Below are 24,002 nucleotides of genomic sequence, written 5' to 3'. Positions count from 1 at the left end.
CTGTGTGCGAATTCATTCGCGAAAGCAGCTACAACGCCAATTGCAAATGCCCGCCTTGCTGTTTTCTGCGTGCCTGAAGCCGATGCTGCAAGCCCAGCAGGAAATGCTCCAGCCCTTCACGCAGGCGTTCGGTGAGAATTTCATCCAGCTCACCGCCCAGTTCGTTATCGCTGTAACTGATCTGGCTATCGATGGCGAAGATACCGTGCAGCACTTCCTGTGATTTCAGCGCGGAAAGCACCGGCTTGAGGGCGTAATCCACGGCCAGCATATGGGCGATGCTGCCGCCGGTAGCCAATGGCAGCACCACTTTGCCGAGCAGGGCCCGCTCGGGAAGCAGGTCCAGCAGGGTCTTGAGGGCGCCGGAGAACGAGGCCTTGTAGACCGGCGTGCCGATCAGCAGGCCATCGGCCTGGCGGACGGCTTCGATAAAGTCCTGGACCTGAGGGCTGTCGAACTGGGCGAAGAGCAGGTCTTCAGCCTTGAAGTCACGGATGCGCAGCGTCGTGACATTGACGCCCTGATTTTCCAGCCAGCGACCGGCATGGGCCAGGACGACGCCGGAGCGGGATTTGGGGGAGGGGCTGCCTGAAAGCGAAACGACCAACATGCTGAATTCCTTGCGATAAGCGTATACCTGCAAAGCAGCATGTGTGCCAGCCTCGTATTTTTACCAAGCTATTGAAAATAAAGGATTTATTTTTAGGTGAGGTCTAGGCATTGCAAATGCTTGATGCTGAATCGGCAGGCAAGTGCTGATCCGCTGTTGCTGGGCAGACACTTTCGGCGGGCAAAAAAATCCCCGCACAGGCCAGTGCAGGGATGTTTTATGGTCAGGTTCAGTTCGTGAACGCTGCGCCTGTCTGGACCACGCTGGCTGAGCCGAGCAATTGACTGATGAACCGGCTCCATCGCGTGATATTGGCAGGTCCGACGAACACCACGTCCTGGGCCTGGAGTTCAAACTGGCCGGCCAGCAGGTAAGCGGTGGGCTTTTCGGCATTGAGGTGATAGACCGTGGACGCCGCATTGGCCTGGTTCTCGGCACCACGAATCACATACACCGCGTCGCCATCGGCACTTTCCGGGCTCAGACCGCCGGAACTGCCCAAGGCTTCGAGCAGCGTCACGCTGGTGGTGCCGAAGGAAATGACCTGCGGGTTACGCACTTCGCCCAGCACGTAGATCTTGTTCTTGGAGTTGCTGTTGAGGTGCAGGTAGTCGCCATCCTTGAGAAATATCTTGCTCAGTTGCGAGCCCTGGCGGTTCAGCGAGTCGATATCGATCAAGTAGTCCCGGCCATCGCGCCTCAGGCTCAGGCCTGCCAGGTTGGCATCGGTGAGATCAATGCCGGCGGTGCTGACTGCCTGCACCAGACTCAAGGGAATGTTGGTGATCGATTGCGGGCCGGGGGTCTTGAACGAACCCGAGAGCAGGACGCGCTGGCTGTTGTAGCGCAGCACTTTCACGTCCACCTTGACCTCGGTGTATTGCGGTGCCAACCCCATGCGCAGTTGTTCGCGAATCTGGCTGACCGTCTTGCCTCCCGCCCTGATCCGGCCGACATAAGGGAAGAACAGCGTGCCGTCGCTCAGTACTTCCCGAGTGTTGGCGTCCAGTTGGTCCTGTGAGCCCGGAGCTGTCAGTTCTGGATGCTCGAAGACCGTTACCAGCAAGGTATCGCCCGGGCCGACCACATATTCCGGGGTTTTGTAATTCAGCAGCTCAGGAGGCAGGGCCACCGCATTGGAAGCGATGCGTTGCTGCTGTTGTTGCAGGCTCTTGGGGGTGATATTGACCAATTGAGCCTTGGGGCCGTCCGGATCATCCGTTGTGACGTCCTCTGAAGTCATGTGTTGGCCGGGGGCAAACACACATCCCTGCAGTATCAGACCGCAGAGCAGCATAACAACCAGGTTTCTATTCATATGAGAGTTCCTTGCTGACGGTGCATCTGGCACCACGATGATTTCATTGCTTCCCTGTTCCACATGTCGCTGCGGCTTGATGTCTGGTGCGCGCACATACCTCCCTCCGGCGTCGGGTGCCCGGAATCCTTCGTTTCGTTTGGGGTAAGGTCTGTCGAACCGGTCAGAAGGCGTTCTTGTTGAGAAAACCTTTGAACAGGGTCAACAGGATGATTTTGAGATCCAGCCAGACTGACCAGTGCTCGATGTATTCAAGGTCGAACTCGACACGCTTCTGCATCTTGTCCAGCGTGTCGGTTTCGCCACGCCAGCCATTGATCTGTGCCCAGCCGGTAATGCCCGGCTTGACCTTGTGCCGCAGCATGTAGCCGCTGACCTGCTTGCGGTATTGCTCGTTATGCGCCACGGCATGAGGGCGCGGGCCGACGATGGACATGTCGCCGCGCAGCACATTCAGAAACTGCGGCAGCTCATCGAGGGATGTCCGGCGCAGAAAAGCCCCCAGCGGTGTGATGCGCGCATCGTTGCGGGTGGCCTGGCGCACGACTGCCCCGTTTTCCTGAACATTCATGCTGCGAAACTTCCAGACCATGATTGGTCGTCCGTCCAGGCCGTAGCGCCGCTGGCGAAACAGGATCGGGCCAGGTGACGTCAGCTTGATCGCAATGGCAATCAGCAACATGGGCAGGGCAATCAACAGCAGAATCAGGATCGACAGCAGAATATCCTCGGCCCGTTTGACCAGGCTCCAGGCGCCATCCATGGGCGAATCGAAAATGCTGATGCTGGCCAGGCCATTGATACTTTCGCTGCGCGCATGCAGCAGCTCGAACATGAAGACATCCGGGATCAGGTACACCGAGGCGGTGGTGTCGCTCAAACCTGTGATCAGCTCACGCAGGTGTGGCTCACCGCTGAATGCCAGAGTGATGTAAACCTTGTCGATCCTGCCTTCTCGGGCGTCGTCGATCAGTTGTTCGAGATTGCCCAGCACCGGTACATGATGATCGTTGTTATTGAGTTCCATCTGGCGGGGGTGCGAGTCGTAGAAGCCCAGCAGATTCAGGCCCATCCACGGCGCGCTGGAAATGGACTGCGCCAGCCGGGCACCGACCTGACCGGTACCGACAATCGCGACCCGCCTTGTATTGAAGCCGTGACGCCGCAAACCATGCAGAACCCGGCGAATCAGCAGCCGATAGCCACACAGGGCGGCCAGTACCAGCGCGAACCAGGTCATGTGGCTGTTATCGGGCATCCGGAAACTGCTGAGCAGCAAATAGTCTACGGACAGCAGAATAACGAACGTCAGTGCCCAGTAATTGAAGACCTTGGCCAGCTCCCGCAGGATGCGTTCGCCGCGCCATGATCCATAGAGTTGGTGAAACTCGCTCAGCCAATGGAAAACCAGTACGGCGAGGATGATCTGGAACCAGATTTCGGCAGTGCTGGCGGCCGGTTGTTGCTGACTCTGCCAATAGCCGATCAGCACAATGATTGTCAGATCCAGCAAACGATGAGCCACTGATAAGGCTGATTGGTGGGCATGCAGGATGCCGCGGACTGGGGTGCGCATTTAGTGGGCTCGCTCAAACGGATTCGGCTGGAACGACTCGGGGCGACACTTCGTTGTTGATCAGGTTCGGGCTGTTCGGATTCAGCCAGTGCCGGGTCGGCAGTTGGGTCAATTGCGTGGCGCTCAATCGGCTCTCGACGAACGACAGCATTTCCTGCTCAAAACGCCGGACCGAGAAGCGCTCGGCGTTGGCACGGCAGGCCTGGGCACTGATGAGCGATTGCGCGGACTCGAATTCGGCCACGGCAGCGATCAGCGATGCCATGTTCTGCTGCCGATAGAACACGCCGGTGGGGTGAGGGTGGTCCAGCCCGTGGACTGTTTCCAGCACGCCGCCCTTGCCAAAGGCAATCACCGGTGTGCCGCAGGCCTGAGCCTCCACCGGGCTGATGCCGAAATCCTCTTCGGCCGCGAACACGAATGCCTTGGCGGCGCGCATGTGCTCAAGCAACACCGCTGCCGGCTGAAAACCCAGCAATCGGACGTTGGGTGCCTTGCTGGCGATGGCCTGGGCCTTGGCCATGTCCGGGCCATCGCCCACTACCACCAGTTGTTTGTCCGGCATGGCGGCAAAGGCTTCGATGATCATTGGCAAGCGCTTGTAAGGCACCATGCGTGAGGCGGTGAAGTAATAGTTCTGCCGAGGACCTTCCTGGAAGGTGAAGCTCTGGGTGTCTACCGGCGGGTAGATCACCGTGGATTCACGGCGGTAAGCCTTGCAGATCCTTGCGCCAATGAAGCGCGAGTTGGCGATGAAGTCATCGACGCCGGTGGCGGTGCGTTGATCCCACATGCGCATGTAATGCAGCACCAGCCGCGCCAGCTTGCCCTTGAGGCCCTTGTCCAGGCCCGACTCGCGCAGGTATTGATGCTGCAGGTCCCAGGCATAGCGAATAGGCGAGTGGACATAGCTGACATGCAACTGGTCGGGACCGGTGAGCACACCCTTGGCCACGGCATGGCTGCTGCTGATGATCAGGTCATAGCCGGACAGATCCAGTTGCTCGATGGCCAGTGGCATCAATGGCAAGTAGCGCTGGTATCGGGTTCTGGCGCCTGGCAGATTCTGGATAAAGGTGGTCCTGGCGACCTTGCCGCCCAGATGGGCGCGGTCTTCGTCGCTGAGAAAGTCGATGACCGCAAACAGATCCGCCTCGGGCCAGATATTGATCAGTGAAGCCAGCACGCGCTCGGCACCGGCATAGGTCACCAGCCAGTCGTGGACGATAGCAATTCTCATGGAGATTCCTTGCTCTGTAGCTCGCTCTACTTCAGGCGCAGGCTGATCGCGTCTTGGCGTGGCAGTTTTATTGAGATTCAGCTTTTTCCCGAAGGGGTTTCCGGCACGGAGCGGGCATTGGCGGCGTGTTGAGGGGATGAGCCCAGCAGGGCATCGATGCGCTGTGACAGGCGTATGGCCGAGCTTTCCCAGGAAAAGCGCGTCACGTTCTTCAGGCCGTGTGTGCGCAATGCCTTGCGTAACGGCTCATCGATCAGCACCCGCTGCATGGCGGCAGCCATGTGGCTGACATCCAGAGGGTCGAAATACAGGGCGCTGGATTGCAGCACTTCGGGGATCGAGGCCGCATTGGCCGCCAGCACCGGGCAACCGCAGGCCTGGGCTTCCAGCGGCGGAATGCCAAAGCCTTCGTACAGAGAAGGGAAGACGAAAGCCGTGGCGCCCTGGTACTGCCTGATCAGTTCGGCATCGCTGAGGCGTCCCAGAAAGCGGATCCGTGGGTCCCGGCAGGCCAGGCGTTGCAGGTCCGGGTCTGCAAAGACCCCGTGGGCGCCGCCGACGATGTGCAACTGGACATCTTCATGCCCGCGCAAGCTCATGAAGGCCTGGATCATTCGGTGGAAGTTCTTGTGCGCACTTGGGGATGACACGGCCAGCAAGTATTTCCCGGTATCTTGCGCAGGGGGCTGAGGGATGAAGGCGTCGCTGACGGCGGCGGGCAGAACCAGAACCTTTTTTTCCGGGAAACCGTAGAACCGGGAAATCTCGCCTCTGGAAAAACTGCTGCTGGTCACAAGCGTTTTGATCCGCGAAAGCAGGAGCGGCGTGATGATCCGGTAAACGGTCCTGAAGGTTCGTGTGTAACTCTGCGGGAAGCGTGCATAGGTAATGTCGTGATGGGTCGCAATCTGATTGCTGTAAAGAACCGGGCCGGTGCTGCAGGTCGACAGCAGCAGCGGGCTGCCCTGGCGACGCAGGTACAGCGGCAGGTCGATTTGTTCCCACAGATGACCGCTATTGCGTCCGATGCAGCGCACCTCCAGCGCCTTGGCGCTTTCATGACGCTTGATCCCGTGGGGGGTGACAAAAACCAGATCGTTGCGTATCTCCTTGAGTGCAAGGCATAACTGCTCTGCGAAGCGCTGGACCCCGCCTATTTCCTGGGTAAGAAACCGGGCATTGATAAAGATCATTAAGTGCATCCTGCAAGGTAGTGGGTGGTGTGTGTTCGCTTGACGCACTGATGCTGATCAGTTGAGGCACAAACAAAACCTCTGGGAGGCAGCTTGCTGGCGAAAAAGGCCTGAAAACCGGCAGATAATCTGCGTCTGAAGAAGTCGCCAGCAAGCTGCCTCCCACAAAGTGATTTATCGCCTTTACTGATCGGCATTAGCTTGACGCAAGGGGGGGCTTCAGTGTGCGTCGTGAGCGAATAGCGCTGGTCTTGTGCCCAGACTGATTATTTTTGGAAACTCATTGATCGGAACCTGTGCCGAGCAGCGTGCGTCATTGCAGTTCCAGGGGATATCGGTGTCGAACTGACCTCTTTCGGGCTGGCCGCTGTCGATGATGCGTACTGTGCCGTGCTGCATGCTGCTGGCCTCCACATGGGTCAGCCTCGGTACGCCGGTGGTCCAGGCCACCAGTATCTGTTCGGCGCCCTTGGCGAATCGCAGCAGATACGTGCTGTCCAGCTCGCGGCTTTTTTCAGCGTCATAGCGGTATTCGAGAATCGTACTGCTGATGGCCTTGAGCGTCAGGTAGGCCGGTTTCAGGCTCAGGTCGTACTTGAGCAGACCGAAGTTCTGCTGCGGGTCATTGCTGTCCCGACCGCTGTCGATCAGGCCGTACCACCACAGACCCTTGATGTCCGGCACGGTCTGGGCCAGGAAAAAACTGCGGGCCAGGAAGGCGGCCTGGGTCTGTTCGCTGATGCCGCATTTGCCCGTGTTGGTGGGCCAGCCCATTTCTGTCAGGTACAGAGGCACCGGGCGGGCGGCCAGGGTTCGCAGGTCGGCGTCGATCCAGCGTAACCAGGCGATCCAGCGTTCGGGCGTGTGGCGTTCTTCGTGACGGCAATGCACATAAGGGTGCAGTGACAAGCCATCGACCTGGTTGAGGATGCCGTTCTGGATCAGCCTGTCGGCAAACCCCAGGTCCATGCCCAGGCTGGTCACTGCGCCTGCCAGTATGGTCACTGGCTGCTTCTGTTTACGGATGCGGGCGACGCTTTCCTCGATCAGGTTGTTGTAGTCCTTGGTGGCCCATGCATCGACGGGGTTGTCCCGGTCCCACTCATTCCAGATCTCGTAGAGGTCGACGCTGTCGGCCAGTTCCCGGCTGACGAAGCTGACGTAGTTGGCGAATGCCAGGCTGACCGGGGGATGGCGGGGTTTTGCATAGTTTTCGTAATACGGGTTGCCGTAGCCGAGCACCAGCAAGGGGCGCAAGCGGTGTTCCTGAGCCTTGCTCAAGTATTCTCGCCAGGCAGGGTCGATACGCATCAGGCCGCGCCGGGGTTCGACGGTGGTCCAGTAGGCATCGTCGCGAACCGAAGTGACGCCTGCTTCCTCCAGCAGCCTCAAGACCTTGGCCGAATTGCCATTGTCGTTCATCAACTGGGTATCGACGCCGATGATGAAGGGCTCTTCTCCCTGTGCGATACGGATCGAAAGCAGCCACGGCAGAAAAACCATCAACAGTTTTCGCCAACAGGATGCAGGTGTTTTTGACATGGGTTGTCTCAATGAAGAGGCACGGTCCGGAGCGCTTGCTCAGTGGGGCACGGGCTGATGGATGTCACTACGCGGTATCGGGCAGGGAATGCAGCCGGGGCAATGCGATCCTGTCCTGCAAGGTCTGGATCAGAATGTTTTCGTACTGGTCCAGCATCAGTTCCAGGCTCAGAAAGTCAGCGACACTGTGACGGGCCTGAGCGCCAAGACGTGCCAGCAATCTGGGTTGCTGATGCAGCTTGAGCATGGCCAGCCCCAGCGAGTCCGGGTCGTCGGGGCTGCAAAGCAGGCCATTGAGTTGATCCTTGATGATCTCGGTCAGGCCGCCCATGCGGCTGGCAATGACCGGTTTTGAATGGGCGCAGGCTTCCACGGCGACCATGCCGAATGGCTCGTTCCACATGGAGGGCACGATGGCCACGTCGATCATGCTGTAGAAAACCTCGGGGTTCTGGTAGCCGACGAAGCTGATGTTCGGTGACGTGGCCATTGCCTTGAAACGCTCCTCGTCACTGATCTGCCCGCGCCCGGCGATCTGCAGGGTGGCGTTGAACGGCAGATGCTGGAACTGATCGATCAGCCAGCCGACGCCCTTGGGGTCCGACAAGGTACCGATATAGCCGAAGCGCAGAGGCGAATCGGGCTCGGTTGCCCGGACTTGAGAGTCATTGGCCGGGCACGGGCTGGCGTTATAGACAACGTAGCTTTTTGAACCCTTGAAATACCCCTTTTCCTGCAGGCTGTTGAGCAGAAAGCGGCTGACACCTACCACGGCGTCCACTTGCGAAGAACGTTCGTCGTGACCCGTGCGAAACCGTGTGCAAAGCCCGCACTGTTTCCGGCAGCTATGACCTTTCTTGAACATGGTGCTGCTAGGGCAAAGCAGGTACATGTCATGCAGGACCTGCACGACCGGAATGCTGGCCTGGCTGATTTCATCCCAGGCCGAAACCGACCAGCCGGTGAGGTTGTGGCACATCACCAGATCGGGCTGCTCCAGTGACAGAACACGCTTCACATGGTCGCGCATGCCGGGGTTGTAGCGATCGCGCAGGTGCCAGCCAAGCCGGGCCAGACGTCCCGGCCGCTGTGCCGTGAAATGCCAGTACGTATTGTGCAGACCGGCACGATAGACCTTGATCTGGTTGACCGCGTCCATGTGCAATCCGGCCCTGGCGGTGGTACACAGTACCGTTACGCCATGACCGCGCTGCTGCAGGCCTTCGACCATGCGTTGCAGGATGATTTCGGCACCACCGCCGATATCGGGGGCATAAAGGCTGCTGATGAACAGGATTTTCATAGTGGATACGTCCTGTTCAGGCCCAGCACGCCGGCTTCTCCGTCACGTATGGCTTTTTCGATCAGGTTCAGGCGTTTCCCGGCGTCGCAGCGGCGGGCAATCAGCCTCAGCAGACAGAAGAATATCCCGCGGTTGAGCCGGTAGAGCAGCGATGACGAGGCCCAGACATTCTTGTCGAACCAGGCCTGGTTGCGGGCACCGTAATAGGCGCGCAGATCCGAACCGCCCAGCAGGTAGTTCTCATAGACATTGCTGCTGCGAGCCTTGATGTTCCAGGAGTCTTCCAGATCGTCGAGCAAGGCTTCGGGCACCAGAAAGATCCGCCCGCCGCCCGCTGTTATGCGCCAGGTGTATTCGCTGTCGTCGGCATACAGCTTCAAGGCATCGAGGGGCAATCCGATCTTCTGGTACAGACTGCGATGAGCCAGCAGGCCGCCGTAGGTTGCAAAGGGCAATTGCACCATGTGTGGCGCGCCTTGCAGGGCTTGAGGTCGTCCCCAGGGCAGGCGCCGCCAGATCTTGTAGGGCAGTTGCGCGATATGAAACCCAAAAAAGCTCGAGCGCCGCTGGATGGCGAAACGCTGAGGTACGCCTGAAGCAATGTCTGCCTGATGTGTCGGACGGAAACCTAGAACGGCAGCCTTGTCCTTGCCATCGATCTGTTCGCGCTGATGCAGGTATTTATGCAGGATCGAAATGGCATTGATGGTCGGCGCGTTGTCATCGTCCATCAGCCAGATGTACTCGGCCCCTGCATCCAACGCGGCCTGGATACCCACCGCATAACCATTGGCCGAGCCGGTATTGTCGGGCAGATAGATCACCTGCACCTGGCCGGGCCATTTGTTGCTCAGGGATTCCAGAGGCGCCACTGAGGCATTGCTGACAATGATGACGCGCTCTATCTGCGGGCTTTCCAGCGAGCGGCTGACGAGTGTGTGCAGGTATTTGAAACGATCACCATAGGTGAGCGTCACCAGCGTGGTTCGGTTGATCATGGTGAGGTTCCAGGATGGAGGTCTGTGTAGGAACGAATTCATTCGCGAACAAGTGACGTCGCGGATAAATCCGCTCCTACGGAATGGTTGGGTTCAGGCCCTGGCCTGCATCGGCGACAGGCTGCTGAGGGGGATCACCACTTTCTGCTGACGTTGCAGCAGATTGAGCAGGATCACTGCACGCTCGGTCCCTTCGGCTGCCAGGAAAATCGCTTCGACATCGCAGAAACCGCCCGCGGTCACGCGCACCGATTCACCCTGGGCATACATCGCCCTGGGTTTGGGCACCAGCAGGCGCTGGCGGATCTGTTCGATCAGATGATCCTGAACAGGCACCGGATGCCCACCGAACGTCACGATGCGCGCCACACCACGGGTCGAGCGAATCGGGTACCAGTTGTCATGGACCTGATGCATGCGAATGAACAGGTAGCCCGGAAACAATTCTTCTTCGGTCTTGGCGATGCGCTTTTTGTTGTCACTGACGGTCAGTGGCCGGTAGCACTCGAAATGCTGGCGTTGCAAGTGCTCCTGAGCACGGCCTTCCTGTCGGGGTTTGGTCTGTATCAGGTACCAGCGGGCGCTGCTATGGGAATCGGACATGATTTCACTCCACTGCAAGTTGTGGAGACAGGGTCGATACCGCTTCGGTACCGATCTGGATATAGGCGTCGTTGGCGGCAACACTTTCATTGTTGCTGTAACGGGTCAGCAGCTCCTGAACGCGCTCCAGGCTGTTGAACATCAGCACATCGATGATCGACAGGTTGGCCACGAAAGGGTGGGCAGACTGCGAATAGACAATCGGGTCCATCTTGAAAAACCGCAGCAGCAGGCCGTTGTGGGCGAAATGGTCGCGGTCGTACAACTCCATACCGCCGATCGGGTTGAGAACGGTGGTCGCCGAGAAGATGTGCGCAATATTGATGACCCGGTCCTGCTTGTCTGTGCATGACACCAGTTTCAGATCGGAGCCGCGCAGGATAGGCGTGATGATTTGCAGGTATGAGCACAACTCGCGGATGGAATGTTCGGCGTACAGCGCAAGGTTCTGTTGCGGAAAGCGAATCAGGCGCTCGATCAATGGCATCACCTGAGCGAAATAAGGCGCCTTGCGATAGCTCTGGGTTATCAGGTTGATGAGGCGACTGGCTTCCTCGTTGAAGTTGTCCACCAGATGACGCTGCATGATGGGCAGCGCGAAGTGGTCCTTTTTCAACGGGAAGCTGATCAGCCGGGCTTCGCCGTTGCACAGGATACGGTTGCGGTTGACCCAGCCTGCACGGATATATTGCAGATCGTCACCCAGGACGAAGACATCTGCGGCTGCGATGAGCTGAAAGTAACCCAGATAAGGAAACAGGTATGGCTGCATCATTGCTATGGTCCTGGCCATGTGTAACTCCTTTAGGTGGATGGCGTGAGTTATGCGTCGAGGCTTGGGTTATTTCATTTGTGAACCGGGTTGTAGCTGTATCCATAGGCAGCACAGTCGTAATCGGAACTCGATGCCTTGCGCACCACGGCATTGAAAATGGCGCCCTTGATCAGAATGCCGTTCTGCCCGAGCCGGCGTTTGCAGGCTTCGATTTCCTTGATGGTGGTCACGCCGAAACGGGCCACCAGCAGGCAGGTGCCCGCCTGACGGCCCACCAGGGTCGCATCGGTCACGGCAAGGATGGGTGGGGTGTCGATCAGGATCAGGTCGTAGAGTGGTGAAAGCTCGTTGAGCATTTTGTTGAAGTTGTCATGCATCAAGAGTTCTGAAGGGTTGGGCGCTGCGAAGCCGCATGAAATGAAATCCAGATGACGAATCTGCGTGTGGTTGATGACTTCGGTGCAGTGCAGGCGCGCGGCCAGGGTGTCGGACAGCCCGTGCTTGGGTTGCAGCCCCAGTACCCGGTGCAGATAACCCTTGCGCATATCGGCGTCGATCAGCAGCACCCGCTTGCCGGTCTGGGCGATGATGGCCGCCAGGTTGCTGGAGACGAACGACTTGCCGACGCCGGGAGACGGGCTTGAAATCATCAGCACGTTATTACGGGCTTCGAGCATGGCGAAGTGCAGGCTGGTACGCAGGCTGCGCAGGGATTCTATGGCCAGCTCGGTCGGTGCGGCGATGCTCAGCAGTTTCGAGTCCTTGCTGGCAACGCGGCTTTGCAGATTCTTCTCCAGACGTTCCTGCTGGCGGGAGTAGGGGAGTGAGGCGTAGACCGGCATGCCGATGTTTTCGATGAACTCGGCACTTTCCACGCCACGATAGAACGCCTGGCGTACAAAGATGATGGATACGGCCACCAGCCCGCCGAGCAGGGTGGCGATCAGCACGATCAGGGTTTTCATCGGCTTGACCGGTCTTTCGACGTTGGTATCGGCGTTGTCGATCACTCGCACGTTACCGATGCTGCCGGCCCGCAGAATGTCCTGTTCCTGGCTCTTGTTGAGCATCAGGGTGTAGGTCTGGCTGGTGACCTGCATGTCACGGGTCAGGCGCAGCAATTCCTGCTGAGTGAGTGGTAAGGCTTCGATCTTTTTCAGCAGGCCCTGCTTCTGTTGCTCCAGTTGGGTCATCTGATTCATCAGGCTGCGGTAGGTCGGGTGTTCGCGGGTATAGAGTCGTTCCAGTTCCACACGCTTGAGCTTGAGTTCCGACAACATGGAGTCGAGCTTGACCACCTGATCGAGCACACCTTTGGTTTCGATGCTCAGGTCCACCGACTTGGCGCTGGTCTGGAAGTTGTTCAGGGCTACTTCCGACTCTTCCAGTTGCTTGCGCACCATCGGCAATTGCGAGCGCAGGAACTCCAGGCGCTGCGCGGCTTCGGCAGAACTGCGTTCGACGTTCTGGCGGACATACAGACGGCTGATTTCGTTGAGTATCTCGTTGGCCTGTTTGGCGTCCTGATCCTCGATGGAGAGGTAGATGATTCCCGAGTCCTTGCCGGCTTCGGTGATCTTCAGGCGTTTCTGGTAAATCAGTGCCGCGCTCAGGGTACGCAGCCGGGAGACCGTGAATTCGGTACCGGGACGGGCCTGAATATCCGCGACCTGGATCTTCACGCCGCGACCTTCGACGGTCCTGTGGGTGGCGCCGCTGAGCAACAGGGCATGGTCCTTGTCATAAAGTGCAAAGGTGCCGGGCTTGCCTGCCACCAGTGTCAGGTCTTCCCCCAGAAGGTCTTGCGGAACCTCCAGTTGAAAGATATCGATCTTCTCGCCGCCCCAGGCGTATTGCTCCAGTCCGAACATCGGCTCGGCCAGGGCACCTTCGTATTCCGGTTTGAAGGTGCGATACAGGTAAGGACCGACGACCGGCAGAACGTTGGGTTTCTGGATGATATTGAGCTTCAGGTCGTCGACGACCTTGCCCAGCAAGGCCCGTGACTTGATCAGTTCGATCTCGGTCATGGCCTGGGAAACCGACATGGGTTTGTTGCTGACCTCGGGTGTGCCTTCGATCCCCACTTTCTTGGGTTCGATCTGGATCATGGCATTGGCCTGGAAAATCGGTGTGGCAAGAATCGCGTAGGCCAGGCCGACCATGAAGAACAGGCTGACGATCCAGATGATCAGACCCTTGTGGTCGAACAGCATGCGCAAGATAGTTGCCAAATCGACCCGGGTGTCCTGGTAGTAATCCAGAGAGGAACGGTTCATGACGGTCATTTATCTTGTTTCTCCTGACTGAAGATAAGGAAGCCAGTCGTCAACGCATCGCGAAAGATGCTCATAGGTCTTTTCAAAGGCTGACTTGGGCCCCCGGTAGGGGTCGGCTATTTCCTGCTGGTGTTGCCACTTGCCGATCAGAAACGTCTTGCCACGGACTTCCGGCGCCAGTTTCAGAATGTTGAGAATGTGCGGCTGCTCCATCAGCAGGATCAGATCTGCCTGACGCAGTAGTTGCCGATTCACCTGACGCGCTTCATGGCGGCGTGTCGGGACGCCATGAACCTGCAATACGGTTTTTGCCAGTGGGTCGATGGACGAGCCCGGCATCGTGCCGATCCCTGCCGAATGGATATGCACCGCGGATGACGACAGGCGATGGCGCAGCAGGGCTTCGGCCATGGGGCTGCGGCAGATATTGCCGACGCAGACCACCAGCACATTACTGAACATGGTGCTTGCCGTTTGACGGGATCAGCCTCTTGCTGAGGTTGACGATGAAGTTGCGCGCCACCATCAGCAGCGCCTGAAACTTGTTGCGCGGTACCAGCGCCGCCAGCGACAGGCTGACCACCTGCATCAGGAAGTGCTCATACAACGGCTGATTGCCCAGCCGGTTGTAGTAATTGGCCAGGCTTGAAAAGGTCAGCAGGCTCATGTGGATCTTTCGCTTGTTGCTGCGCATGGAGAAGATCCCGCCGGGATGCAGCCGGTAAGCAGCGGGTTTGATCTCGGCGATGAACTTGCCCTTGCCGAAGGCCCCCAGCAATGACCACCAGCACAGGTCGTTGAGAGGGGCGATCAGTGGTTTCAGCTCGGGCGGCATGCTGGAGAACACGTTGCGAAAGCAGACCGTCAGGGTAGAAAGAGGCCGCGCCATCTGCAGTTCGAGGGCCGTGGCGTCGGCGCGTAGCTTGCCCTGCAACTGGACGCCATATTGACCGTGCTCGTCGAAGGCAATGGCGTCGTGATAGGTGATGACGTAATCGGGATGGCTTTCCAGAAAGTCCACCTGCAACTGCAGCTTGCGCGGGTCGGTCCAGTAGTCGTCGGCTTCGCAATAGGCGATGTAGCGGCCACGGGCCTTGGCGAACAGTTCCGGGACGCAGGGCTTGCCTTGACGATACTGATTCTCCTCCTGATAAAAGGGGCGAATGATCGTCGGGTGGCGCTTGGCGTATTGCGCAATGATCTGCGCGGTGCTGTCGGTTGAGGCATCGTCATGGATCAGGATTTCAAAGTTGAAGCTGGTCTGCTGGGACAGAAAGCCATCCAGTGTCTGGGTGATGAACGCCTCCTGGTTGTAGGCCGGGCAGACGATGCTCAATAACGGTTCGGCGTTGTCAGGGCGCGTATTTTTCACAGTGGCATCCATGGCTCATGTACTCGGTTTGCTGAACAAGATGTAGATCTTCATCGCCAGCGGTTTGTAGCTTGCTGCCACCAGCGCCAGGGTGATGAGGCCGCTGGCGGCGAGGCCCAGCAGCACGGTCGTGCGGCTCTGTTGTTGCGTGATCATGCGAAACACCGGCTCGCTGCAGATCAGCCCGACGGCGGTCATGGCACTGATTCGCAGGGTGTCGCGCAGCCATTGCCCGTGAATGCCGGGTGCCAGACGCTGGTGAACGATCATCGGCCAGATCGCGAACGACACCGCACGCAGTGAAAAAAAGGCCAGCGCTGCGCCGTAGGCTCCCTGGTAATGAATCGCGACAACCATGACGGGCACTGTGATCACGGCGGAGATGACGCTGTACCAGATGTGCAGCCGCATCTGTCCATAGGCGTATTGCAGGTAGAACTGAAAGGCGCTGGCCGCCATGATTGCGCTGCCCAGTGCGTACCAGCACAGAACCGAGCGCCCCCATTGAGCGGCAGCCTGATCGCCGGTCCAGGCATAGATCAGCGGCTCGGCGTGCGCGGCAACAATGGCGGCCAACGGGAACAGAAAGGTGCAGACAAAACGGTTGGCTGCCAGAAACAAGGCATGCATGTCCTGCTGACGATCTTCAGCCACCAATACCGTCAGGCGGGGTAGCAAGGCCTGCACCAGCGGGTTGGTCAGCATCATGATGCCGGTGGTGATCAGCGCGACCAGCGAGAAATACCCGTATTGATCCAGCGGCAGTATTTCCGAGAGCAGTACCTTGTCTATCTGGGTCAGCACGATCCACAGGATGCTGCTCAGAGAAATGCTGGCGGCGAACGGCAGGATCGGTCTGACCAGCCGCCAGTCAATGCCTGTGAGCCAGTGGGCAACCGGCATCTGACGCCAGGCCCGTGTAGCGAATATCAGGGTTTCGAGCGCAGCAACAGCGGCCTGGAATTCAAAGAAATCCTGCGGGTCCTGAGAAAAGCTGCTCACCAGCAACAACCCGCCGAAGTAGCGCAGGGTCGCGATGGCGATGTTTACCCCATTGAGCCAGGCATGTTGTTCGAGCCCCTGAATACCGCTCTTGTACAGCGTTGAGTACAGGCGCAAGGCGATGACCACGCCCATCAGGCCGATGCAGTTGATCAGCGTCTGGGGCTGCAATGCCTGGGCATTGAGCCAGTGCACGGCAATCCATGGGCTGGCGGCATAGACAGCCACAGCACTGAACAGCGCCAGCGGCAGAAACATGATCTCGAACGAGCGCAGTATCCGCCCTTGATGCCTTTCGCTGGCCGGCGTGCCCTGATGCTGGGCCACGGCACGTACCAGACTGGGCGACATACCGGCATCGAGCAATTGCAGCCAGGCCTGCATGACAGTGAAGAAACCGATCAGGCCATACGCCTCGGCGCCCAGATGGCCGAGGTAGAACGGCATGATCAGAATGCCCACCAGCATTACATAAGCCTGCCCCGCGTAATTGAGCGCGGTATTGCCGATGACGGAGCGTTTGCTGAACATGGGCATCAGATGACCTGGGCAATGGCAGGGCTTTGGTAGCTCACGCTGCCCAGGCTGCATTCTTCGATCAGGGTATGAATGACCCGGTCCTGATCGTCACGCGGCAGGCCGGGGTAGATGGGCAGGCACAGCACACGCTCGCTCAAGGCTCGTGACACGGGTTGCCCAGGCTGCGGCTGGAGGTATTCGAGGGTGTCCAGAGACGGGTAAAAGTAGCGGCGCGGGTTGATACTGCGGGCGTTGAGCGAGGCACGTACCCTGAGCAGATGCTGCTCGTCCTGCAGGGCCACCGGGAAGTAGCTGTTATTCAACTCGCTGTCGGGCTCGGGTCGTTGCAGGTCCAGGTAACTTTCCAGACGCGAGCTGTAGCGATGGGCGATTTCAGCACGTTCTTCGAGGATATTCTCGATATTGTCCAGAATGCACAGCCCCATGGCGGCCGAGAACTCGTTGAGCTTGGCGTTGATGCCAATGCCGTCGATCTTGTCGACATCAGCAATGCCGAAGTTGCACAGCAGATAGACGCGTCTGGCCAGTTCGTCATCGTTGGTGATGATCGCGCCGCCTTCGATGGTGTGAAACAGCTTGGTCGCATGAAAACTCAGGGTGCTGATGTCGCCCCGGTTGAGCACTGACTGACCGCCATGACGCACTGCGAATGCATGGGCGCCGTCGTAGACCACCTTGAGCCGGTGCTTGCGCGCAATCTGCTCGATGGCGTCGACGGCGCAAGGATTGCCGAACACATGGGTCCCGACAATCGCACGGGTGTCTTCGGTGATCGCGCTTTCGATGTGTTGTGGCGAGATGTTCCAGGTATGGGGGTCTATGTCCGCGAAGATCGGCCGGATACCTTCCCATTGCAGGGAGCTGGTGGTCGCCACGAAACTGAAGGGTGTGGTCACGGCGCTGCCGCTCAGGCCCAGGGCGCGATAGGCGACTTGCAACGCCAGGGTGCCATTGTTGGTCAGGATGATGTGCTTGACCCCAAGGTAATCCTTGAGCCGGCTTTCCAGTTCGCCCACCAGTGGCCCGTGGTTGGTCAGCCAGCCTCGTGCGTAGATACCTTCGACATACGTCTTGAACTTGTCGATATCACCCAGGTAAGTCTTGGTTACGTTAATCATCGAAACCTCCATGTCGCTTGTCGGATCGTTCTGTTGCGGTGGGCGCCTGTTCCTTGCCTTAGCTAGGGAGAGGTCGGTTCTGGAGGCGAAGAACTGGTTTGTGCGCTGACACGTGCTGCCCGGCCCTGATTCATGCCCAGAATCAGGCGGGTGAGCGTGCTGCCGCTGTGGGGGTCGCCGAAATGCAGGATGGCCGTGGCCCGTTTCAGACCAGGACTGCATGGCTGGTTGGCGTGCAAGGAGCGATAGCCCCAGAACAGATAGATATTGCCGGGCTGCAGTTTCAGGACTGTCGGCCTGAGCCAGCCGCGATTGATGGCGGCACAGGTCAGCCAGCGGCTGAAGCGGTTCTGTAACAGTGCCTTCTCGACGACATTGCGCGCCACGTTGTTGCGCAGCTTGCGTGCGTTGGTGAACAGCATCAGGTCGCCGCATTCTTCGCCGTCGACCGGGATGTAGATCGGAATCAATGCGGTGACCAGACTGGCATCGAAGTGAAAGCAGTTGGACTCCCGTACTCCCTGGGAACCCTGTATGCAGCGCAGTACAGGGAATATCTGCTCGCTGGGGCTTTCCTGCAGGGCGGCATGCCGGTAGAGGCTGGCCATGAGCTGTTTGAATGTCGGGTCTGACCAGAGGCTGGCCAGCAGGCTTTCGCCCAGGCTTTTTTCGCCATGGTAGGCAAAGTACTCACCCGGATGCTTGGACGCCTGGCTGTCGGTGAAGGCCCGCAACTGCTCCAGGTCGGTGTCGCTCAATATGTTCGTGAGGGTAGTGAATCCCTGTGCATCTATATCGTTGGCCAGGTGTTGAATCTGTAGGGCGTCGAAAGCGGGTATCAGTGGCATTTCAGTTACACCTTTGGGCAGGTGGAGGCGAAAAACCAAAAGCGAAACTGCTGGCCTGGTTATTGGATTTACCGGATGTCCGGGCACGCTACCGCCCGAATCCTCGGGATCCGGACTTGCATTCATTCAAATGACACCCACTCCAGCCTGATTGAACGAATCCGTTCCAGTCGAGCGATTGCTTCAGACAAAGCTACCGCCACACCGAACGTGTTCAGTAATTTCAAGGGTTTCATGAGTCAACAGACATCCAGCGGGGCGAGGGCAAGGCTCCGTGGAAACAACTAACATCGTGGGCAGAACAAGAAAGCTACGGCGTGGCCCGATCCTGCGTTGTGCTCTGTGGCATTTACGTACAGTCCAGGATGGGGCTGACAGTCCTATATATTGGTAGCGTCAGCCAATCTGTCAAATTATTTCGTCAGCTTTCTGTTAAATACTTGATAAATCGTTTCATTAAATAAATAAGTCATTGATTTAAAACGGAGTCAAAAAAATAACGTATGCCTCATAAGAGGGCGGTGTCATTTTTTGGGCATATTTACACAACAGCGGGTGTAACATTTGTACAAGAGGATCCAGAGCGCTGAGCATAGGTGCTGTCGACACGTTTGCAGAGCACCTTTTATTCCTTATTTGAATATACAAATAATAATATATAATTTTTAGTTCTATGTGATTTCATGCAATATTGATGCTGTGATATGTAACGTGGCGTGCTTTGAGGATGGTCTCAGGGTTTGAACCGGATCGAAGGGATATGTCGATCATGTAAGCAGTTCGGGATGCCGGGCTGGGCAATTCAGAGGGCTGTACATGCAAAATTCTGCGCTTTATTTCGATTACGCTGCCACCACCCCCGTGGACGAGCGCGTGATTCAGGTGATGGTCAAGTGTCTGGGAATAACGGGCAATTTCGGCAATCCCGCTTCCAGTTCTCATTCATATGGCCAGCAGGCGCGCCTGACAGTCGAATACGCACGCGAGCAGGTGGCCGGGCTGGTCGGTGCCCAGGCCGGGCAGATTATCTGGACGTCCGGCGCGACCGAGTCCAATAACCTGGCGCTCAAGGGCGTGGCACAGGAGCAGGCACTGCGCACGTCAAAGTCCGGCGGGCACATCATCACCAGCCAGATCGAACACAAAGCCATCCTCGATACAGCCCAGCAGCTCGAAGCCGGTGGCTACGAGGTGACCTACCTTGCCCCAGATGCCGATGGCCTGATCACTCCCGACGCTGTTAGTGCAGCTCTGCGTGACGACACCTTTCTGGTGTCGCTGATGCTGGTGAACAACGAACTGGGAACCGTCAGCGACATCGCCGCAATCGGCGAGCGGGTCCGGGCACACGGCGCGCTGTTTCATGTGGATGCGGCCCAGGGTGCCGGCAAGCTGGCGATCAACCTGGCGGAACTGGCCGTGGACCTGATGTCGTTTTCGGCGCACAAGATCTATGGTCCCAAAGGTATTGGCGCCCTGTATGTCGGCCCGCGTGCCGAGCAGCGTGTTCTGGCCCAGATCCATGGCGGCGGTCATGAATGCGGTCTGCGTTCCGGAACCCTCGCGACTCACCAGATTGCCGGAATGGGCGCAGCCTTCGCCCTGGCAGCCGATTCGCTGGAGCAGGAAATCGCCCATATCGAGCGTCTGAATCTTCGTCTGCGTGAGCGTCTGGCAGATATTCCTGGCGTAAGAATCAACGGCAGCCCTGATCAGCGTATTGCACATACCCTGAGCCTGACCTTCGGCAAGAGCGACCTCAATATCGCTGCCCTTGGCAACGGCCTGGCTTTCTCATCCACCTCGGCCTGCAACTCCGCGAAGAACACGCCTTCGCACGTGCTGCTGGCGCTGGGGCACAGCCCGCAGGCGGCGAGTCAGACCATTCGCCTGAGCCTGGGACGTTTCACCCACGAGCAGGATATCGAGCGCGCCGTGGAGTTGATTCGTGCCTCATTGATCCAGCCTGCGTTCTGGGCGGTTGCTCAGTCTTGATTGGTGCTCCATTATCTGACCCGATATAGCGATTAAATCGGGTCAGGAGAGTCAATGAGTACGCAATCCACAGGAGTGGCAGAACGTCTGGCGCAGACGCGCGCCTTGATGAGTAGGGAACAGATCGATGCCTATCTGGTGCCCTCGGCAGATCCCCACCTCTCCGAATATCTGCCTGGCTATTGGCAAGGTCGGCAATGGCTTTCCGGTTTCCATGGCTCCGTGGGAACGCTGGTCATCACTCAGGATTTCGCCGGTGTCTGGGCCGACAGTCGTTATTGGGAACAGGCGACCAAGGAGCTGGCGGGCAGCGGTATCGAACTGGTCAAGCTGCTTCCCGGCCAGCAAGGTCCTCTGGAGTGGCTTGCCGATCAGGCCGGGGCTGAAACGGTGGTTGCCGTCGACGGTGCCGTGCTGGCTGTCGCTTCCTCTCGCAGTCTTGCCAGCAAGCTGTATGCCCGTGGCGCCAGGTTGCGCACGGACATGGACCTGCTCAATGAGCTGTGGAAAGACCGTCCTGCCTTGCCAACCAATCCCGTATTCGAGCATCTGCCGCCATACGCGACCCTTGAGCGGGGCGAGAAACTGGCCCGAGTGCGTCAGACCATGCTTGAGCGTGGGGCCGATTGGCATTTCATCGCGACCCTGGATGACATTGCCTGGCTGTTCAATCTGCGCGGCACCGATGTTTCCTACAATCCGGTCTTTATCTCTTTTGCGCTGATCGGGCCTCAGAGCGTCACGTTGTTCGTGGCCTCGGACAAGGTGGGCGATGATGTGCGCCAGAGTCTTGTGCGCGACGGTATCAACCTGCTGGAGTACACGCAGATCGGCGCAGCATTGCGTGAAGTGCCAAAGGATGCGCGTCTGCTGGTGGATCCGGCACGAGTGACCTGTGGCCTGCTCGATTACCTGGACAGTGAAGTGACGCTGGTCGAAGGGTTGAATCCGAGCACCTTGTTCAAATCCCGCAAGACCGAAGCTGATACACGGCACATTCGCCAGGTCATGGAGCAGGACGGTGCAGCGCTGTGCGAGTTCTTTGCCTGGCTTGACGCGGCATTGGGGCGCGAGCCCGTGAGTGAGCTGACCATCGACGAAAAACTCGGCGAAGCTCGTCAGAAACGTCCTGGTTATGTGTCGCCAAGTTTTGCCACCATCGCGGGATTCAATGGTAACGGGGCAATGCCGCATTACCGTGCCAGTGAAGAGGAGCATGCGCAGATCGAGGGTGACGGCCTGTTGCTGATCGACTCTGGTGGACAATATCTGGGCGGCACCACCGACATTACGCGCATGGTTCCGGTAGGGATGCCCAGCACCGAGCAGAAGCTGGACTGTACGCGAGTGCTCAAGGGCGTGATTGCTCTGTCCCGGGCTCGTTTTCCGAAGGGGATTCTGTCGCCGTTGCTGGATGCCATTGCCCGGGCGCCGATCTGGGCCGATGAGGTCAATTACGGTCATGGCACCGGGCACGGTGTCGGCTATTTCCTGAATGTGCACGAAGGGCCGCAGGTCATTGCCTATCAGGCGGCAGCCACGCCACAGACAGCAATGTTGCCGGGGATGATCACGTCCATCGAGCCGGGTACTTACCGGCCGGGTCGCTGGGGAGTGCGAATCGAGAACCTGGTCATCAACCAGGAAGCGGGCAATACCGAGTTCGGTGAATTTCTCAGGTTCGAGACGCTTACGCTGTGCCCGATCGATACGCGCTGCCTGGAAATCTCACTGCTGAGCCAGGACGAGCGCAAGTGGCTCAACGACTATCATGCTCACGTCAATGAGCGCCTGAGCCCGTTGCTGCAGGGTGCGGCCCTGAAGTGGCTGCAGGTCCGCACAGCGGCGGTTTGATACCTGTGTTGAGGCGTCGAAGCCTCAGGGCTTCGACGCGGCCTGGCCTATCGGCGAGCTTTTGCGGCAAACAATGATCATGCTGCGGCTGGTATAGCCTGCCGGGTTCAGACCGAACGGGTAATCGCCCGGATCTTCCACCACATCGCCGGACTTGGCGATGACCTTGTAGCTCCTGGACTCACAGGCATTCGTAGCCAGTTCGTTGCATTTTTCCCAGGATGAAGACAGGCCCGAGCAATTGATGTGGATACCGCGCTTGCCTTGCTTGACAGGGTTGGACGTTGTCGCACATCCGGCGACGGCGAGTAACGCCAGTACGATAAAGATGTATTTCATGCCCTTCCTTAACTGGTCATTATTCAAAGCCAGCGTCTGGCCTGAGTTCTTGTGATCACATAATGACGTTCGTAACGTGATGTCTCGATGGCATTATCTGCGAAGCGAGAAATCATAAAGGCTTAAACATGGCTCATGCGCGTGACAAATACTAGTGCTCTGTCACCCAAAAGCATATCCATTTTCCTGAAGGCTCAATCTGCAGGCACGAGCTGCGGTTTGCCTGACGTCGACGTCAGGGTGGCGCCGATGGATGCCATGATGATGGCTAGAATTGCCAGCCACTGGACCAGTGTCAGGTGTTCGCCAAGGAAAAGAATGCCTGACAAGGCGGCAAACACCGGCTCCAGGCTTGCCAGCATTCCAAAGGTCTGTGCGGGCATGCGGGTCAGTGCGACCATTTCCAGGCTATAAGGCAATGCAGTGGACAGAATCGCGACCCCCAGAGCGGCAGGGATCAGGGAAATGTCGAGCAGTGCCGAGCCTGCATGTACCGCTCCGATCGGAGCGATGAAGATCGCTGCAATGATGACCCCCAGTGCTGCGGTCTGGACCCCGTTGTCGGCACCGGCTTTCTGGCCGAACAGGATATAAAGCGCCCAGCACACACCGGCGCCCAGCGCATAGCCTGCGCCGAGCAGATCAATGCTGGCACTCGACTGGCCGATCGGTATGAGCAGTAACAGACCGACAACGGCCAATACCACCCAGAGAAAGTCGATGGCTTTGCGTGAAGAGAGCAGGGCGACAGCCAGTGGCCCGGTAAACTCCAGGGCGACTGCAATGCCCAGCGGAATGGTTTGCAGGGACATATAGAAGAGAAAATTCATCCCGCCCAGTGCGATTCCGTAAATGACCACCGTGCGCAATGAGTTGGCAGTGAGGCGCGCTCGCCATGGACGCAAAATCACCAGCAGGATCAAGCTGGCAAAGACCAGTCGCAGCGTGGTGGTCCCTTGTGCGCCTACGGCGGGGAAAAGACTTTTGGCCAGCGAAGCGCCGCTTTGAATGGAGGCCATCGCAATCATCAGCAATCCCAGGGGAAAGATGATGGAGGCGATACGAGGCTTGTTGGTCATTTCGGGTGTGTATCCAGAGTAAGCGGGGGGTAGTGAGGACAGTATGATGCTTAATAAAGTGGGGTTGCGCAATATATTGCGCAGTTGGTGTGGTGTTCTTATATAGAAGGGAGGCTGGAGAGGCTTGTTTTGCCGAAATCGAAATTAACGGTTGACGGGCGATTTAATGTCTCTATAATTCGCCCCACTTCCGGCGCAGACGGAACTGAAAAAGCCTTGTAAATCAATAGTTTGCAAGTGTTTAGCGGTTCTGGAGTCGAGTTGGAAGTGCTTCGATCGAGGTTGGATCGACAGCGGTGTGAGAAAGCGTTTGACACAGCCTTCGGGTCCTGTAGAATTCGCCTCCCGCTGACGAGCAACCTGAGGTTGATCGAAGCGCAAGTGGTTGAAGTTGCAAAGGAAACTTTGAAACTTGTTG

At 58.0% G+C, this 24,002-nt stretch carries 21 protein-coding genes; 2 read left to right on the top strand and 19 right to left on the bottom strand.

Annotation, left to right across the window (positions count from 1 at the left end; all coding sequences use genetic code 11):
- Positions 1-28: 28 nt before the first annotated feature.
- The 16 genes from ssuE to CKW23_RS23700 all read right to left on the bottom strand — a co-directional run bounded on the left by ssuE (position 29) and on the right by CKW23_RS23700 (position 18,317).
- Positions 29-610 carry an NADPH-dependent FMN reductase gene (gene ssuE / locus CKW23_RS23775; protein ID WP_025259442.1) on the bottom strand — a complete coding sequence of 194 codons (582 nt, stop codon included), beginning with the start codon at positions 608-610 and terminating at the stop codon, positions 29-31.
- Between the two features lie 229 nt (positions 611-839).
- On the bottom strand, positions 840-1,928 hold the full coding sequence (locus CKW23_RS23770) for a polysaccharide biosynthesis/export family protein (protein WP_025259443.1): 1,089 nt from the start codon (positions 1,926-1,928) through the stop codon (positions 840-842).
- 163 nt (positions 1,929-2,091) lie between these two features.
- Entirely contained in the window at positions 2,092-3,504 is a 1,413-nt protein-coding gene (locus tag CKW23_RS23765; protein ID WP_025259444.1) for an undecaprenyl-phosphate glucose phosphotransferase, read from the bottom strand.
- A 13-nt stretch (positions 3,505-3,517) separates the two neighbouring features.
- Entirely contained in the window at positions 3,518-4,744 is a 1,227-nt protein-coding gene (locus CKW23_RS23760) for a glycosyltransferase family 4 protein (RefSeq protein WP_095068457.1), read from the bottom strand.
- Between the two features lie 77 nt (positions 4,745-4,821).
- Positions 4,822-5,937 carry a glycosyltransferase family 1 protein gene (locus CKW23_RS23755; protein WP_095068455.1) on the bottom strand — a complete coding sequence of 372 codons (1,116 nt, stop codon included), beginning with the start codon at positions 5,935-5,937 and terminating at the stop codon, positions 4,822-4,824.
- A gap of 219 nt (positions 5,938-6,156) precedes the next feature.
- Positions 6,157-7,440 carry a hypothetical protein gene (locus tag CKW23_RS23750; protein WP_236249349.1) on the bottom strand — a complete coding sequence of 428 codons (1,284 nt, stop codon included), beginning with the start codon at positions 7,438-7,440 and terminating at the stop codon, positions 6,157-6,159.
- 106 nt (positions 7,441-7,546) lie between these two features.
- Positions 7,547-8,782, bottom strand: a complete 1,236-nt coding sequence (locus CKW23_RS23745) for a glycosyltransferase family 4 protein (RefSeq protein WP_025259448.1) — start codon at positions 8,780-8,782, stop codon at positions 7,547-7,549.
- Positions 8,779-9,780: a glycosyltransferase gene (locus CKW23_RS23740; protein WP_025259449.1), complete on the bottom strand. Its 1,002-nt coding sequence runs from the start codon at positions 9,778-9,780 to the stop codon at positions 8,779-8,781. The genes CKW23_RS23745 and CKW23_RS23740 overlap by 4 nt, the downstream gene beginning before the upstream one ends.
- 93 nt (positions 9,781-9,873) lie before the next feature.
- The gene (gene rfaH, locus CKW23_RS23735) at positions 9,874-10,383 is read right to left on the bottom strand and encodes a transcription/translation regulatory transformer protein RfaH (protein ID WP_025259450.1); all 510 of its coding nucleotides are present in this window, start codon (positions 10,381-10,383) and stop codon (positions 9,874-9,876) included.
- A 4-nt stretch (positions 10,384-10,387) separates the two neighbouring features.
- Positions 10,388-11,176: a WbqC family protein gene (locus CKW23_RS23730; protein ID WP_025259451.1), complete on the bottom strand. Its 789-nt coding sequence runs from the start codon at positions 11,174-11,176 to the stop codon at positions 10,388-10,390.
- A gap of 53 nt (positions 11,177-11,229) precedes the next feature.
- Positions 11,230-13,446: a polysaccharide biosynthesis tyrosine autokinase gene (locus tag CKW23_RS23725; protein ID WP_025259452.1), complete on the bottom strand. Its 2,217-nt coding sequence runs from the start codon at positions 13,444-13,446 to the stop codon at positions 11,230-11,232.
- A complete protein-coding gene (locus tag CKW23_RS23720; protein ID WP_025259453.1) occupies positions 13,447-13,899 on the bottom strand; it encodes a low molecular weight protein-tyrosine-phosphatase in 453 nt (150 codons plus the stop codon). It lies immediately after the preceding gene.
- Positions 13,889-14,821, bottom strand: coding sequence for a glycosyltransferase family A protein (locus CKW23_RS23715; protein ID WP_095068453.1), 933 nt, complete (start codon positions 14,819-14,821; stop codon positions 13,889-13,891). The genes CKW23_RS23720 and CKW23_RS23715 overlap by 11 nt, the downstream gene beginning before the upstream one ends.
- 3 nt (positions 14,822-14,824) lie before the next feature.
- Entirely contained in the window at positions 14,825-16,342 is a 1,518-nt protein-coding gene (locus CKW23_RS23710) for a lipopolysaccharide biosynthesis protein (RefSeq protein WP_095068475.1), read from the bottom strand.
- Positions 16,343-16,347: 5 nt separating this feature from the next.
- On the bottom strand, positions 16,348-17,469 hold the full coding sequence (locus CKW23_RS23705) for a DegT/DnrJ/EryC1/StrS aminotransferase family protein (protein WP_025259456.1): 1,122 nt from the start codon (positions 17,467-17,469) through the stop codon (positions 16,348-16,350).
- A gap of 62 nt (positions 17,470-17,531) precedes the next feature.
- Positions 17,532-18,317, bottom strand: coding sequence for a hypothetical protein (locus CKW23_RS23700; RefSeq protein WP_025259457.1), 786 nt, complete (start codon positions 18,315-18,317; stop codon positions 17,532-17,534).
- 816 nt (positions 18,318-19,133) lie between these two features.
- Here CKW23_RS23700 and CKW23_RS23695 point away from each other — a divergent pair.
- Positions 19,134-20,312, top strand: a complete 1,179-nt coding sequence (locus CKW23_RS23695) for a cysteine desulfurase family protein (RefSeq protein ID WP_095068451.1) — start codon at positions 19,134-19,136, stop codon at positions 20,310-20,312.
- A gap of 54 nt (positions 20,313-20,366) precedes the next feature.
- Positions 20,367-22,166, top strand: coding sequence for an aminopeptidase P family protein (locus CKW23_RS23690; RefSeq protein ID WP_095068449.1), 1,800 nt, complete (start codon positions 20,367-20,369; stop codon positions 22,164-22,166).
- 24 nt (positions 22,167-22,190) lie between these two features.
- Here CKW23_RS23690 and CKW23_RS23685 read toward each other — a convergent pair whose 3' ends face one another.
- The 3 genes from CKW23_RS23685 to CKW23_RS26825 all read right to left on the bottom strand — a co-directional run.
- Positions 22,191-22,505 (bottom strand): hypothetical protein, encoded by a 315-nt coding sequence (locus CKW23_RS23685; protein WP_025259460.1) that lies wholly within the window; start codon positions 22,503-22,505, stop codon positions 22,191-22,193.
- Positions 22,506-22,699: 194 nt separating this feature from the next.
- Positions 22,700-23,584 carry a threonine/homoserine exporter RhtA gene (gene rhtA, locus CKW23_RS23680; protein WP_025259461.1) on the bottom strand — a complete coding sequence of 295 codons (885 nt, stop codon included), beginning with the start codon at positions 23,582-23,584 and terminating at the stop codon, positions 22,700-22,702.
- A gap of 144 nt (positions 23,585-23,728) precedes the next feature.
- Positions 23,729-24,002: hypothetical protein (locus tag CKW23_RS26825; RefSeq protein WP_218250574.1), on the bottom strand; the 274-nt coding region annotated here is incomplete at its 5' end.

It is taken from the genome of Pseudomonas sp. Irchel 3A18, assembly GCF_900187465.1.
Taxonomy (GTDB): domain Bacteria; phylum Pseudomonadota; class Gammaproteobacteria; order Pseudomonadales; family Pseudomonadaceae; genus Aquipseudomonas; species Aquipseudomonas cichorii.
The sequence above is the reverse complement of the archived record's forward strand: the minus strand, read 5'-3'. Positions and strand labels throughout refer to the sequence as shown.

What these genes read in the sequence shown, in the direction of transcription:
- ssuE (WP_025259442.1), bottom strand. Translation starts at nt 610, where the DNA reads ATGTTGGTCGTTTCGCTTTCAGGCAGCCCCTCCCCCAAATCCCGCTCC.
- CKW23_RS23770 (WP_025259443.1), bottom strand. Translation starts at nt 1,928, where the DNA reads ATGAATAGAAACCTGGTTGTTATGCTGCTCTGCGGTCTGATACTGCAG.
- CKW23_RS23765 (WP_025259444.1), bottom strand. Translation starts at nt 3,504, where the DNA reads ATGCGCACCCCAGTCCGCGGCATCCTGCATGCCCACCAATCAGCCTTA.
- CKW23_RS23760 (WP_095068457.1), bottom strand. Translation starts at nt 4,744, where the DNA reads ATGAGAATTGCTATCGTCCACGACTGGCTGGTGACCTATGCCGGTGCC.
- CKW23_RS23755 (WP_095068455.1), bottom strand. Translation starts at nt 5,937, where the DNA reads ATGATCTTTATCAATGCCCGGTTTCTTACCCAGGAAATAGGCGGGGTC.
- CKW23_RS23750 (WP_236249349.1), bottom strand. Translation starts at nt 7,440, where the DNA reads ATGGTTTTTCTGCCGTGGCTGCTTTCGATCCGTATCGCACAGGGAGAA.
- CKW23_RS23745 (WP_025259448.1), bottom strand. Translation starts at nt 8,782, where the DNA reads ATGAAAATCCTGTTCATCAGCAGCCTTTATGCCCCCGATATCGGCGGT.
- CKW23_RS23740 (WP_025259449.1), bottom strand. Translation starts at nt 9,780, where the DNA reads ATGATCAACCGAACCACGCTGGTGACGCTCACCTATGGTGATCGTTTC.
- rfaH (WP_025259450.1), bottom strand. Translation starts at nt 10,383, where the DNA reads ATGTCCGATTCCCATAGCAGCGCCCGCTGGTACCTGATACAGACCAAA.
- CKW23_RS23730 (WP_025259451.1), bottom strand. Translation starts at nt 11,176, where the DNA reads ATGGCCAGGACCATAGCAATGATGCAGCCATACCTGTTTCCTTATCTG.
- CKW23_RS23725 (WP_025259452.1), bottom strand. Translation starts at nt 13,446, where the DNA reads ATGACCGTCATGAACCGTTCCTCTCTGGATTACTACCAGGACACCCGG.
- CKW23_RS23720 (WP_025259453.1), bottom strand. Translation starts at nt 13,899, where the DNA reads ATGTTCAGTAATGTGCTGGTGGTCTGCGTCGGCAATATCTGCCGCAGC.
- CKW23_RS23715 (WP_095068453.1), bottom strand. Translation starts at nt 14,821, where the DNA reads ATGGATGCCACTGTGAAAAATACGCGCCCTGACAACGCCGAACCGTTA.
- CKW23_RS23710 (WP_095068475.1), bottom strand. Translation starts at nt 16,342, where the DNA reads ATGTTCAGCAAACGCTCCGTCATCGGCAATACCGCGCTCAATTACGCG.
- CKW23_RS23705 (WP_025259456.1), bottom strand. Translation starts at nt 17,469, where the DNA reads ATGATTAACGTAACCAAGACTTACCTGGGTGATATCGACAAGTTCAAG.
- CKW23_RS23700 (WP_025259457.1), bottom strand. Translation starts at nt 18,317, where the DNA reads ATGCCACTGATACCCGCTTTCGACGCCCTACAGATTCAACACCTGGCC.
- CKW23_RS23695 (WP_095068451.1), top strand. Translation starts at nt 19,134, where the DNA reads ATGCAAAATTCTGCGCTTTATTTCGATTACGCTGCCACCACCCCCGTG.
- CKW23_RS23690 (WP_095068449.1), top strand. Translation starts at nt 20,367, where the DNA reads ATGAGTACGCAATCCACAGGAGTGGCAGAACGTCTGGCGCAGACGCGC.
- CKW23_RS23685 (WP_025259460.1), bottom strand. Translation starts at nt 22,505, where the DNA reads ATGAAATACATCTTTATCGTACTGGCGTTACTCGCCGTCGCCGGATGT.
- rhtA (WP_025259461.1), bottom strand. Translation starts at nt 23,584, where the DNA reads ATGACCAACAAGCCTCGTATCGCCTCCATCATCTTTCCCCTGGGATTG.